General features: G+C 68.9%; 16 protein-coding genes. 5 read left to right on the top strand and 11 right to left on the bottom strand.

Annotated features, from left to right (window positions below; genetic code table 11):
* Positions 1 to 111: 111 nt before the first annotated feature.
* Together clpS and RMP08_RS03425 are read right to left on the bottom strand one after the other, a co-directional pair.
* Positions 112 to 447 carry an ATP-dependent Clp protease adapter ClpS gene (clpS, locus tag RMP08_RS03430; RefSeq protein ID WP_409049763.1) on the bottom strand — a complete coding sequence of 112 codons (336 nt, stop codon included), beginning with the start codon at positions 445 to 447 and terminating at the stop codon, positions 112 to 114.
* A 143-nt stretch (positions 448 to 590) separates the two neighbouring features.
* Complete coding sequence (locus tag RMP08_RS03425) at positions 591 to 1370, bottom strand: phasin family protein (protein ID WP_310467588.1); 780 nt, start codon at positions 1368 to 1370, stop codon at positions 591 to 593.
* Between the two features lie 98 nt (positions 1371 to 1468).
* Between RMP08_RS03425 and gmk the strand changes: the two genes are divergently transcribed.
* Entirely contained in the window at positions 1469 to 2122 is a 654-nt protein-coding gene (gene gmk / locus RMP08_RS03420; RefSeq protein WP_310467587.1) for a guanylate kinase, read from the top strand.
* On the opposite strand, the gene RMP08_RS03415 is transcribed toward gmk, so the two are convergent.
* Genes RMP08_RS03415 through RMP08_RS03385 form a run of 7 tightly spaced genes read right to left on the bottom strand, consistent with a single transcriptional unit; the run spans position 2119 to position 6475 of the window.
* Complete coding sequence (locus RMP08_RS03415) at positions 2119 to 2811, bottom strand: ATP12 family protein (protein WP_310467586.1); 693 nt, start codon at positions 2809 to 2811, stop codon at positions 2119 to 2121. The genes gmk and RMP08_RS03415 overlap by 4 nt on opposite strands.
* Complete coding sequence (locus RMP08_RS03410; RefSeq protein ID WP_310467585.1) at positions 2808 to 3029, bottom strand: hypothetical protein; 222 nt, start codon at positions 3027 to 3029, stop codon at positions 2808 to 2810. Before RMP08_RS03410 ends, RMP08_RS03415 begins: the two co-directional genes overlap by 4 nt.
* The gene (locus RMP08_RS03405; protein ID WP_310467584.1) at positions 3022 to 3687 is read right to left on the bottom strand and encodes an HAD-IA family hydrolase; all 666 of its coding nucleotides are present in this window, start codon (positions 3685 to 3687) and stop codon (positions 3022 to 3024) included. The genes RMP08_RS03410 and RMP08_RS03405 overlap by 8 nt, the downstream gene beginning before the upstream one ends.
* Positions 3684 to 4292: an FMN-binding negative transcriptional regulator gene (locus tag RMP08_RS03400; protein WP_310467583.1), complete on the bottom strand. Its 609-nt coding sequence runs from the start codon at positions 4290 to 4292 to the stop codon at positions 3684 to 3686. The genes RMP08_RS03405 and RMP08_RS03400 overlap by 4 nt, the downstream gene beginning before the upstream one ends.
* Entirely contained in the window at positions 4292 to 5413 is a 1122-nt protein-coding gene (locus RMP08_RS03395) for an RluA family pseudouridine synthase (protein ID WP_310467582.1), read from the bottom strand. Before RMP08_RS03395 ends, RMP08_RS03400 begins: the two co-directional genes overlap by 1 nt.
* 10 nt (positions 5414 to 5423) lie before the next feature.
* A complete protein-coding gene (locus RMP08_RS03390) occupies positions 5424 to 5792 on the bottom strand; it encodes a ribose-phosphate pyrophosphokinase (protein ID WP_310467581.1) in 369 nt (122 codons plus the stop codon).
* Positions 5789 to 6475, bottom strand: coding sequence for a DUF4893 domain-containing protein (locus tag RMP08_RS03385; RefSeq protein ID WP_310467580.1), 687 nt, complete (start codon positions 6473 to 6475; stop codon positions 5789 to 5791). The genes RMP08_RS03390 and RMP08_RS03385 overlap by 4 nt, the downstream gene beginning before the upstream one ends.
* 95 nt (positions 6476 to 6570) lie before the next feature.
* On the opposite strand from RMP08_RS03385, the gene rarD reads away from it, so the two are divergent.
* The 3 genes from rarD to RMP08_RS03370 are packed head-to-tail and all read left to right on the top strand — an operon-like array spanning position 6571 to position 8239.
* A complete protein-coding gene (gene rarD / locus RMP08_RS03380; RefSeq protein ID WP_310467579.1) occupies positions 6571 to 7488 on the top strand; it encodes an EamA family transporter RarD in 918 nt (305 codons plus the stop codon).
* 35 nt (positions 7489 to 7523) lie between these two features.
* Positions 7524 to 7979 carry a hypothetical protein gene (locus RMP08_RS03375; protein WP_310467578.1) on the top strand — a complete coding sequence of 152 codons (456 nt, stop codon included), beginning with the start codon at positions 7524 to 7526 and terminating at the stop codon, positions 7977 to 7979.
* A 38-nt stretch (positions 7980 to 8017) separates the two neighbouring features.
* The gene (locus RMP08_RS03370; protein ID WP_310467577.1) at positions 8018 to 8239 is read left to right on the top strand and encodes a hypothetical protein; all 222 of its coding nucleotides are present in this window, start codon (positions 8018 to 8020) and stop codon (positions 8237 to 8239) included.
* Positions 8240 to 8246: 7 nt separating this feature from the next.
* On the opposite strand, the gene RMP08_RS03365 is transcribed toward RMP08_RS03370, so the two are convergent.
* Both RMP08_RS03365 and RMP08_RS03360 read right to left on the bottom strand, forming a co-directional pair.
* Positions 8247 to 8687: a GNAT family N-acetyltransferase gene (locus tag RMP08_RS03365; protein WP_310467576.1), complete on the bottom strand. Its 441-nt coding sequence runs from the start codon at positions 8685 to 8687 to the stop codon at positions 8247 to 8249.
* A complete protein-coding gene (locus RMP08_RS03360) occupies positions 8684 to 10492 on the bottom strand; it encodes a class I poly(R)-hydroxyalkanoic acid synthase (RefSeq protein WP_310467575.1) in 1809 nt (602 codons plus the stop codon). Before RMP08_RS03360 ends, RMP08_RS03365 begins: the two co-directional genes overlap by 4 nt.
* A 153-nt stretch (positions 10493 to 10645) precedes the next feature.
* Here RMP08_RS03360 and RMP08_RS03355 point away from each other — a divergent pair.
* The coding region (locus RMP08_RS03355) for a TRIC cation channel family protein (protein WP_310467590.1) at positions 10646 to 10805 on the top strand (160 nt) is incomplete at its 3' end.

The following is a 10805-nucleotide window of genomic DNA, read 5'->3' as shown; positions in this document are numbered from 1 at the left end:
CTTGGCGCCGGAGATCGGGATCTTGCCTTCGAGGCGCTTGCCGCCCTGGATCCAGATGCTGTCCATCGCGGCGCTTTAGCGTGTGACGGTAGCGTTACAAGCGGCGCGCGTTCAGGCCTTTTCGAGCGTTGCTTGCAGCGGGTGCTGGTTCTCGCGGGCGAAGTCGATCACCTGGGTGACCTTGGTTTCGGCCACTTCGTAGGTGAACACGCCGCACACCGCGACGCCTTGCTGGTGCACCTGGAGCATGACCCGCGTGGCATCCTCGATGCTCATCGAGAACAGTTTCTGCAGGACCAGCACGACGAACTCCATCGGCGTGTAGTCGTCGTTGAGCATCAGCACTTTATAGTTCGACGGCTTTTTGGTGCGTGGGCGCGTGCGGGTGGCGACGCCGGTCTCGCTGTCGTCGATGCCGTCACCGCGGCCCGGCTCGTCGCCGCTCATCGTCAACTGCCACTCCATGGAACCTAGATATGGCAAGCCGCGAACCTCCCGCAAGGCGGTTGGCGATGGGCCTTGCGCAAAAAAAGACGGCCGCCCGAATACGCGGGCGGCCGTCAGCGTTACCTGATTAGGAGGGGAGAGGGTCAGGCAACGAACTGGTTGACGCGCTCGGCAGTGATGCTGGCGCGGTTCGACAGCGGCTGGAACGCTTCGCCGGCGAGCTTGACCATCGACTCGGTCAGGCGCGAGGTTTCGGCGACCATGCGGTCGAACGAAGTGCGAGCGAGCTCGTTCTGGATCTGGACGAACTCGGTCGGCGACTTGGCTTCGGCGAGCGAGCGAACCGCGTCGGCGGCCTTCTCGATGCCGTCACGGCCATTGGCGACGACGTCCTGGCCGATCGAGCGCACGCCCTCGGCGGCGATGCGGCCGGCTTCGGTCAGCGCTTCGACGTTGGCGCGGGTCAGGTCGGCCAGCTCGCTGGCGACCTTCTGCGACTTCTTGACGGCTTCCTGGCTGCGCTCGCCGGCATCGGCGAACAGCGACTGGAACGGCGCGGCGGTCGGCGTGGCGGTGAGGCCGGCGAACCAATTGTTGGTGTCGAAATTCATCGTGCTCTTCCTTTCGGTGCGCGGCGTCGCAGCGGCGACGGTGGCGCGGACGGTGCGCTTGGCGCGGCGAACGGTCTTCTTCGCGCGGCGGGTGGTGGTGGCAGTCTTGGCGGTCGCGGCCTTCGCCTGACGCTTGATGCGGCGGGCGGTCGAGGCACGGGCGCGCTTGGCGGCCTTCTCGCCGTCCTTGGCGATCTTGACGGTGGTCGCGGCGACGGTGTTCGCCAGCTTGGCGGGGGCGTCGGCAGCGGCCTGCGCCGCCTGGGTGTTGGTGATGTCGGCCATTTCGGTGTTCTCCATGAATTGCTGCATTGCACAATAAGCATTGCGCTGCACCATTTCAAGCGGAAAGTTGTGCAGTGCAGCAATTCACCGCTTGACGGGCACGGCCCGCCGAACCAAGAACGGTTATGGACCTGCCGATCGACGAGCCATCGGGCCGCCGCCGCCGCGGCCTCCTGATCGTCCTGTCCTCGCCGTCGGGTGCCGGCAAGTCGACGATCAGCCGGATGCTGCTCGAGGCCGACCCCGCGATCACCATGTCGATCAGCGCGACCACGCGGCCGATGCGGCCGGGCGAGCGCGACGGGGTCGATTATAAATTCGTCGATGATGCCGCGTTCGACGCGATGGTCGCCGCCGGTGAGTTCGTCGAATGGGCGCCGGTGTTCGATTTTCGCTACGGCACCCCCAAGGCGCCGGTGAAGGCGGCGCTGCGCGACGGGCGCGACATCCTGTTCGACATCGACTGGCAGGGCACCCAGCAACTGCATTCGGCGATGGGCGAGGATCTGGTGCGGATTTTCCTGCTGCCGCCGTCGATGGCCGAGCTCGAGCGGCGCTTGAAGGCGCGCGGAACCGACAGCGCGACAGTGATCGCCAGCCGGATGGAGCGCGCGGCGGGCGAGATCAGCCACTGGGCCGAATATGACTATGTGCTGGTCAACGGCGACAGCGTGGCGTGCCTCGAGGAAGTGCGCGCGATCGTCGCCGCCGAGCGGCTCAAGCGCTCGCGCCAGGCCGGGCTGGTGACCTTCGTCCGCGACCTCGTCGCCGGGCGCTAGTCGAGCAGTTCGAGGAAGCGCGCGGCGGCGAGGAAATCGCGGCGGCGCCCGGCCATCGCGGCGACCGCCTCGGCATCGTCGCCCCATTGCTCGATCTGCCATGCCTCGTCGATGCTGACCGCGGCCCACGCCTGATCGGGGGTGACCGCGCCTTCCAGCACCGCGAGCGCGGCGATCAGCGAGCCGCCGAGCGTGACCAGCGGTGATAACCCGGCGAGGCGGAACGCATCGAGCACCGCCACCGCATGTGCCAGCCGCTCGACCGCCGCCGCCGGCTGGGCGACGTGGAGCAGGCCCGAGGTGGTGACGAAATCGACGTCGAACCGGCGCCGGGCCCAGGCGAGCAATGCGTCCCACTGCTCGGCCTGCCGCGCGATCAGTTTGGGTGGCCCTTCGGCGCGGTAGCAAGTGAGGTCGCCCTCGGCATATTTGGCGAGGGCCGCGGCGAACTCCGCCGGGTCGGGCGCGACGCGGTCGATCGCGGCGTTGGCGAGCCCGGTCAGCGGCATGGCGCGCGGGTCGAGGCGCTCGCCGACCGAATCCCATTCCGCAGCGATGGCGTCGGCCAGCGGCCTGCTCGCCACGGTCAGCATGGCGCGCGCCGGGGTGCGCACACGGCGCCCGTCGAGCTCGATTCCCCAGCCGTCGCCGTCGGCCACCACCGTGGCCGCCGTCCAGAAGCGCTTCACCGGTCCTCGCGCTCCCACATTTTCTTTAGCAGGCGCGGCGCGAACAATGCATCGATCGCGCCCATGATCGCCAGCACCGCGCCGACCGCCGGCCAGCCGCCCGGGCGCACGACATCGCCGAACGCGATCCAGATGCCCGCGAAAAAGGTCGCCAGCCCGGCCAGGCGGAGCAAAGTGAAGGTCAGGAAGCGGCGCTTCCACAGCGCTTCGTCATGCATCCTGCGTGCCTTTCACCCGGGTCGCCAGCGCGAGCACGTCGCTCGGCCGCTCCGCCACCGATGCGGCCCCGGCGGCGAGCAATTCGTGCGGCTCGTGATAGCCCCACGCGGCGCCGATGCCGACCGCGCCCGCGGCGCGCGCCATCGCCATGTCGAACGCGGTGTCGCCGATCACGATGGTGGTGGCGGGCGCCGCGCCAGCGTCGGCGATCGCCTGAAGCGCCATCGACGGGTGCGGCTTGGATGGATGGCGGTCGGCGGTTTGCAGCGAGACGAAGCGCGCGTGGATGCCGTGCAGGTCGAGGCAATGTTTGAGGCCGCGGTCGGACTTGCCGGTGGCGACGCCGAGCAGCCAGCCGTCACCCTCGAGCGCGTCGAGCAGCCGCAGTATCCCTTCGAACAGCGGCTCCTCGACGCGGCCCTCGGCGCGGGCGCGGATGAAGCAGTTCTTGTAGGTCTCGGCCAGCGCGGCATGGTCGCCGGCGGGGGCGAGCTCGGCCATCGCCTCGACCAGGCTCAGCCCGATCACGCGGCGGCAGCGTTGCGGCTCCGGGATGTCGAGCCGGTGGAGAGAAAATGTTTCGGAGACCGCGCCGACGATGGTCGCGGCGCTATCGACCAAGGTCCCATCGCAGTCGAACAGGGCGAGCCGGTTCATGCCCGCCCCGTAACGTCGCGGATTGCCGCGACGATGTCTTCGCGGCCAGCCCCGCTCTGCCCGGCGATGGTGGCGTCGAGATCCGCCGGGCGCTTGTGCTGGTTGAACTTGCGCGTGCCGCGGACCGCGGTTGGCGCAACCTCGAACCCGATCAATGCCTGGACCATCGCCTCGAACTTGCCCGGACCCATCTTGGCCCGGGTCCACGGCCGCTCAGGCGAATAGCGGCCCTCCATCGTTTCGCTGAGCTGGTCGAGATGCGCGACCAGCTCGGGCTCATCGATCGCCCGCGCCGCGCCCTCGATCTCGACCGCTTCGTAATGCCAGGTCGGCACCTGGTCGGCCGAGGCGTACCAATTAGCGCTGTGATAGCCGTCGCGCGCGCTGACGCTGATCAGCACGGCCTGGCCTGGAAAGTGGCCGGCAGCGCGATTGCGCCGCGCGAGATGGAACTGAATGCGCCCGGCAGGGGTCACCAGAAGCGGCGCGTGGGCAACGAACAGGCCGCCGTCGCCGGCAACGAAAATATGGGCGAAGCCGCGCGCCGCGGCGAACGCGAGCATGTCCGCCTGGCCGGCCCAATCGAAGCTGCGGTTGGGGTGCATCAGCGCTTGCCGCGCGGTGGCGGCGCGGCGCCCCGCGCCGACCCGCGTGCGCGCCGCTCGCCCTTGCGCTCGCGGCGGCGGGTCTTGGCGGCGGCGGCAGTGCGGCGCTGCTTGGTTTCGAGCGACTTGGCCGGATCGGGCGTGTCGAGCGGCAGCATGTCGCCGGCCATCGCCTCGAAGCCCAGCGTCGCCAGGCTCTCGGAGAAATGCGCCGGCAGCTCGGCCGAGATGTCGATCGGCTTGCCGCCCGGCGCATCGATCCGCAGCCGCCTCGCGTGCAGGTGCAGTTTGCGGCTGATCCCGCCGGTGAGGAACGCCTCGGGCCCGCCGTATTTGGCGTCGCCGACGATCGGGTGGCCGAGCGCCGCCATGTGCGCGCGCAACTGGTGGGTGCGGCCGGTCAGCGGCTGGAGCTCGACCCACGCGGCGCGGTTGCCGGCGCGGTCGATCAGCCGCCAGCGGGTCTTGGCCGCCTGCCCGTTTTCGACATCGACATGCATTTTCTCGCCGCCGGTGCCGGGCTGCTTGGCCAGCGGCAGGTCGATCAGGCCCTGGTCGGGCGACGGCACGCCGACTACCAGCGCCCAATAGACCTTTCGCGCGGTGCGGCCGGAGAACGACTTGGAGAAATGCCCCGCCGCGCGCGCCGAGCGGGCGACCAGCAGCACGCCCGAGGTGTCCTTGTCGAGGCGGTGGACCAGCTTGGGGCGGTTGCCATCGTCATCGGCGAGCCCATCGAGCAAGCGATCGAGGTGCTGGTGGGTCTTGGTCCCGCCCTGGGTGGCGAGGCCGGGCGGCTTGTTGAGCACCAGCGCGTCGCCATCGCGGAAGATGACCATCTCGCGCACCAGCTCCTGCTCCTCCGGGGTCAGCTCGACCCGCGCGCGCGCCGGCCGCGCGGCACGCTCGGGCGCGGCCTCGGCGGGCGGCACGCGGATCGACTGGCCGGACTCGACGCGGTCGCCCGGGGCGGCGCGCTTGCCGTCGATCCTGAGCTGCCCGGTGCGCGCCCAGCGCGACACCAGGTTGAAGCTGACCTCGGGCATGTGGCGCTTGAACCAGCGGTCGAGGCGGATGCCGTCGTCGTCGTCGGTGATGGTGAAACTGCGCGGCTCGCTCATGGCGGCGCGCTTAGCGGCTCGCCTGCCAATAGTCGAACGCGCGGGCCTGCAGCCGCTTGATCACGCGCTTCGCTGACGGCCCTTCCCACGGCCCGCGATAGCCGTGTTGCGCCGCGCAGCCGACCCACCAGCCCTGCCCCGGCAGCCCGTCCGACTGGCGCACCACGAGTACCGCCAGCTCGGGCTCGCTGCGCGCGGCGGCCTCCTCGTCCACCGTCGTCAGCACCGCGCACAGGGCGCGCATTTTGGGACGCGAAAAACTGTGCCCGAGCAAGCCCAACAGCTCCGAATAAGTGATCGATTGCCGCGCGCCGGCGGCGGCAATCAGGTGCGCGCGGACTTCCTCGGGGTCGGCCAGCGCGCCCGCCGCCGCGCTCATTCGGGCTGGTCGGCCACCGGCGTCAGCTCGAACACGTCGAGCTTGGACGAGCCTTGCGGCCACGGGATCACCAGACGCCAGCGGAACGGCCCGATCCGCTCGAGCACGCCCGCCATGTCGCGCTTAGGGTCGTCGCCATAGGCGATCGGCTGCTCCTCATTGCCGAGCGCGAGGCTGCCGAGGAAGATCAGCCGCTCGGGCCGGTCGTCCTCCCACAGCCGCCCGGCGGGGCGCTCGCTGCCGGTCTGCTTGACGATCGTCAGCAGCGGCCCTTCGACCTCGACATAGCAGAAGAACGGCTTGAACTTCTCGATCGCCTCGCCCCGCGCAGTGGCCTTGCCGAGCTTGATCAGGCGGCAATTATAGCTGCCCGGGGTCGGCGCTGGGCGCGGCAGAGCGGCGCGCGGATCGAGCAATTGGCCTTCCTCGGTCACCGCGCGGGCGGACGCGGCATTGGCGTCGGCGAGCGCCGATTGCCACGCCAGCCCGATCCGCGCGAGCCGGCTTTCGTCGGCGTCGGTGGCGACGCGCACCCACACGTCGGACTTGCGCGGCGGCTCGATGGTGACGCTGGCGACCTGCGGGCGCGGCTTGGGATCGGCCGAGCAGGCACCCAGCACCGCCAGTGCCGCCAGCATCACTGGCGGCCCAAGCGTTCGCATGCTCGGCCGGTGGCGGGTCATCGCACGCAGGTGGCACCCATGGCGCCGGGTTTCAACCAACGGATCGTTGATCATCCCCTTTTACTCGCGGTTGAGCGCGTCTAGGCGCGCGCTGGATGAATCACGCGTCCACCCCGGATCCGCACTCGGCTGCCCGCCGCGGGCTGCTGCTCGGCCTCGGCGCCTACGGCCTGTGGGGCGTGCTGCCGGTCTATTTCAAGCTGGTCGGCGCGATCCCCGCGGTCGACATCGTCGCCCACCGCATCGCCTGGTCGCTGCCGTTCCTGGCCGTTCTTCTGTGGGTCGGCCGGGGGTGGGGCGAGGTGCGCACTGCCCTGACCCAGCGCCGCACGCTCGCCTTGCTGACCGTCACCGCGCTGCTGATCGGGGTCAACTGGCTGCTCTACGTCTATGCGGTGACCGCCGGCTTCATCCTCGCCGCGAGCCTCGGCTACTATTTGAACCCGCTCGCCAACGTCGTGCTCGGCCGGGTCGTGCTCAAGGAGAAGTTGAGCGCGCTGCAATGGGCCGCGGTGGCGCTCGCCGCCGCCGGGATCGCCGCGCTCGCCGCCGGCGCGCTCGGCCAGTTGTGGATCAGCCTGACCCTGTGCGTGACCTTCGCCACCTATGGCCTGCTGCGCAAGATCGCGCCGGTCGATGCCGTCGCCGGGCTCGCGGTGGAGACCGCGCTGCTGGCGCCGATCGCGATCGCGTGGCTGGCGTGGGGAATCGCCGCGGGCCACCCGGTGTTCGGCGCCACTTCGCAGGAAACCGCGCTGCTGACGCTGGCCGGGATCGTTTCGACGACGCCGTTGCTGTTGTTCACGGCGGCCGCCCGCCGGCTGCAATATTCGACGCTGGGGATGCTCCAGTTTCTCGCCCCGACCCTGCAATTCCTGCTCGCGGTGCTGGTCTACGGCGAGCGTTTCACCACCGCCCACGCGATCGCGTTCGGGGCGATCTGGGCGGCGCTGCTGCTGTATGTCACCGCGCTGCTGCGCAACGCCCGCGCCACCCCAGCAATGCCCGAGTAAGGAACCGGACAGCCGCGCTCTGCATTGCATGTGGCATGACCCGACCGATTTTCCTCGTTCCTCTGGCGCTGCTTGCCGCGTGCGCGCCGTATCCGGCGCCGCCCCCGCCGCCCTACGCCCCACCTCCGCAGATAGAGCCGCCAGCGGCCGAGGCCCGGCCGTGCGGCATCCTCGCCTCGCGCGAGTGGAAAGCGTGGGTCAACGCCATGCCCGGCCCCAACGCGCGCCCGACCCTGATCGTGATCGGCAAGGCCGACACCCCGACCGGAGGCTACAGTTTCGCCTGGCGCGACATCCGGGTGATGGAAAGCTATCCCGTTCAGGTGGTGGTCGACCTGGTCGCGACCCCGCCGTCGGGCCCGGCGACCCAGGCGATCGTCACCCATGACGTGCGCGGCGAGTGGCCGTCACAGGAACCGGTTGGATCGCTGACCATCCGCTGCGGCGAGAAGGTGTTGGCGCGCATCTCACCTGTGGAAACCGCGCACTAGCTGCTACACGCCCCGCGTCGCCCGCAGGAGATCGCGCCATGCTCAACATTGTTTCTTTGGTCATCGGCGTGGTCGCCTTGCTGTTCGGCCTGATCGCCTTCCTGCCGTTGCTCGGCTGGGCCAACTGGCTGATCATCCCGCTGGCGATCATCGGCGCGGTAATCGGCATGGCCTCGAGCGGCACCGCCGGGCGCAACCTCAATATCTTCGTGATCGTCGTCGGCGTGATCCGCCTCTCGCTCGGCGGCGGGATCCTGTGATCGCCGCCTAGCGCGACATCCGCAACGCGGGGCCGAAGCGCGTTTCGGCCTCGCCCTCGACGACGAAGCCACAGCGGGAATAGAAATCGCGCGCGGCATGACCCGCGGTTACGGCCAGGCTGCACCCTGCGCGGCGGGCGGCATGAGTGGCGGCATCGGCGAGCGCGGTTCCGATGCCCGTGCGCCAGTAAGCGGGCTCGACGAACAGCCCGTCGAGCTCGGCCATGCTCTCGCCCACGATCACCACTGCAAGCCCGACGATCGTCCCGCCGGTTTCGGCGACCAGCACCTCGCCTCGCTCAACTTGCTCCAACGGAATGGCCATTGCGTCGGGGTGCGCCTCGAGTTGCTCGCGATAGAGGCCATCGGCGAGCGACGCGCGCCGCTGCAAGGCCTCGAGCGCCAAGTGCTCAGGCGGCAAGGCGCGGCGGATTCGGAGCTCGTTCACCGCTCCTTGACGTAGCGCCCCGGCGCGTCCTCGATCGCTTTCAATTTTCCTTTGCCCGGCACCCGTGCGCCGCTTGCCTTGACCGTCTTGGGGTCCTGCTGCTTGAGCCAGGCCAGCCAGTCGGGCCACCAGCTGCCCTTTTGCTCGGTGGCGCCTTTCACGAAATCGTCGAGCGTGCCGCACGGCGTCTCGTTGACCCAATACTGATATTTGCCCGCGGCGGGCGGGTTGACCACGCCAGCGATATGCCCCGAGCCGGCGAGCACGAAGCGCTTTTCGCCGGCGAAATGGTCCATCACCTTCCACACGCTCTGCGGCGGCGCGATATGATCCTCGCGGCCGGCCTGGATGTAGGTCGGAGTGGTGACAGTTTTGAGGTCGATCGGCGTGCCGGCGACGCTGATCCCGCCCTGCTCGGCGAGCTTGTTGCCGCGGTACAGCGTCTCGAGATAATTACGGTGCCAGCCGGCCGGAAGGTTTGTGGTGTCGCTGTTCCAGTGGAGCAGGTCGAACGGCGCGGGCTCCTGGCCAAGCAGGTAATTGTTGACGACATAGCTCCAGATCAGGTCGCGCCCGCGCAGCAGGTTGAAGGTCGCCGCCATATAGCGCCCGTCGAGGAAGCCCTTGTCCTGGGTCAGCTGGGTCAGCAGGCCCATCGTCTCATCGCCGAGGAATAGCTTGAGGTCGCCCGCTTCCGAAAAATCGACCTGGGCGGTGAAGAAGGTCGCCGACTTGACCTTGTCCTGCTGCTTGTGGGCGTGGAGGTAAGCGAGCGTCGCGGCGAGCGTAGTGCCCGCGACGCAATAACCGATGCTGTGCACGCTCGGCACGTCGAGCAGGCCGCGGATGGTGTCGATCGCGTCGACCTGGCCCTTGAGCACATAGTCGTCGAGCCCGACGTCGGCGATGCTTTCGTCGGCCGATTTCCAGCTCACCATGAACAGCGAAATGCCCTGGTCGACGCACCACTTCACGAAGCTCTTCTCGGGCGTCAGATCGAGGATGTAGAAGCGGTTGATCCACGGCGGGAACACCACCACCGGGGTCGCCAACACCTCGTCGGTGGTCGGGGTGTACTGGATCAATTGATACAGCGGCGTTTCGTGGATGACCTTGCCCGGGGTTGTCGCAAGATTGCGCCCGACCTCGAACGCGCCGGCCTTGGTCTGCGACAATTGCCCGGCCGCGACGTCGTCGAGCATGTTGGCGAGGCCCTTCAACAGATTCTCGCCGCGGGTCTCGATCGTGCGCTTCATCACCTCGGGGTTGGTCAACGCGAAATTGGACGGGCTCATCGCGTCGACGAAGCTGCGCGTGGCGAAACGCAGCTTCTGCCGCGCCGGCTCGTCCAGTCCGTCGATCTCCTCGACCTGCCCGAGCAATTTGTCGGCCAGCGCGAGATAGGTCTTTCTGATCGTGTCGTAGAGCGGGTTGTCGTGCCATTCGGGCGCGGCGAAACGGCGGTCGCGGGTTTCCGCCTTGGCCGAGGGGTCGATGCCGATCATCCGCCCCCAGGTTTCGAGGCCTTGCGCCCAGGCCTGCGCCCCCGCAGCCATCAGCGCCATCGGGTCGGTCGCGGGCGCCGCCACTCCGGTCGGATATCCCGGGCCCGCTGCGCCCGGCGCGCCGCCGAAGCCGAACGCGCCCGGCGCGCCCCACGCTGCCGGTGCGCCGTCCTTGGCGGCCGAGTCGGCCCATTGCTCCATCAGCATCTGCTGGGCGCGGCCCATCACCCACGTCCAATGCTGCCAGTCCTCGAGGGTCGGAATGCCGCCTGATGCGGGCGCTTTGCTATCGTCGCTCATGGCGCGCGTTTATATCGTTCAGACGACGAACCCAACCTCGTTCGTCCTGTGGGGAGGGCGGGAGCCCGTAGTCGAAGGGCGTTTGCGCCCCGCCCATCGACTGCGCTTCGCGCCGCTCAGGACGAACGGGAAAGTCGCAGCTACAAGGGACCGATGACCCCCGCCGTTCCAATCCCGCTGGCGCTCGAGTTGCTCGATTATTTCGGCATCGGCGTGTTCGCCATCTCGGGAGCGCTGCTCGCCGCCGAGAAGCGCCAAACCTTGGTCACCTTCATCTTTTTCGCGGTGGTCACCGGGGTCGGCGGGGGCACCC

Origin of the sequence: Sphingomonas sp., from assembly GCF_031426035.1 — a bacterium.
In the GTDB taxonomy this organism is placed as follows: Bacteria; Pseudomonadota; Alphaproteobacteria; order Sphingomonadales; family Sphingomonadaceae; genus Sphingomicrobium.
The sequence above is the reverse complement of the archived record's forward strand: the minus strand, read 5'-3'. Positions and strand labels throughout refer to the sequence as shown.

What these genes read in the sequence shown, in the direction of transcription:
- clpS (WP_409049763.1), bottom strand. Translation starts at nt 447, where the DNA reads ATGAGCGGCGACGAGCCGGGCCGCGGTGACGGCATCGACGACAGCGAG.
- RMP08_RS03425 (WP_310467588.1), bottom strand. Translation starts at nt 1,370, where the DNA reads ATGCAGCAATTCATGGAGAACACCGAAATGGCCGACATCACCAACACC.
- gmk (WP_310467587.1), top strand. Translation starts at nt 1,469, where the DNA reads ATGGACCTGCCGATCGACGAGCCATCGGGCCGCCGCCGCCGCGGCCTC.
- RMP08_RS03410 (WP_310467585.1), bottom strand. Translation starts at nt 3,029, where the DNA reads ATGCATGACGAAGCGCTGTGGAAGCGCCGCTTCCTGACCTTCACTTTG.
- RMP08_RS03405 (WP_310467584.1), bottom strand. Translation starts at nt 3,687, where the DNA reads ATGAACCGGCTCGCCCTGTTCGACTGCGATGGGACCTTGGTCGATAGC.
- RMP08_RS03400 (WP_310467583.1), bottom strand. Translation starts at nt 4,292, where the DNA reads ATGCACCCCAACCGCAGCTTCGATTGGGCCGGCCAGGCGGACATGCTC.
- RMP08_RS03395 (WP_310467582.1), bottom strand. Translation starts at nt 5,413, where the DNA reads ATGAGCGAGCCGCGCAGTTTCACCATCACCGACGACGACGACGGCATC.
- RMP08_RS03390 (WP_310467581.1), bottom strand. Translation starts at nt 5,792, where the DNA reads ATGAGCGCGGCGGCGGGCGCGCTGGCCGACCCCGAGGAAGTCCGCGCG.
- RMP08_RS03385 (WP_310467580.1), bottom strand. Translation starts at nt 6,475, where the DNA reads ATGACCCGCCACCGGCCGAGCATGCGAACGCTTGGGCCGCCAGTGATG.
- rarD (WP_310467579.1), top strand. Translation starts at nt 6,571, where the DNA reads ATGAATCACGCGTCCACCCCGGATCCGCACTCGGCTGCCCGCCGCGGG.
- RMP08_RS03375 (WP_310467578.1), top strand. Translation starts at nt 7,524, where the DNA reads ATGACCCGACCGATTTTCCTCGTTCCTCTGGCGCTGCTTGCCGCGTGC.
- RMP08_RS03370 (WP_310467577.1), top strand. Translation starts at nt 8,018, where the DNA reads ATGCTCAACATTGTTTCTTTGGTCATCGGCGTGGTCGCCTTGCTGTTC.
- RMP08_RS03360 (WP_310467575.1), bottom strand. Translation starts at nt 10,492, where the DNA reads ATGAGCGACGATAGCAAAGCGCCCGCATCAGGCGGCATTCCGACCCTC.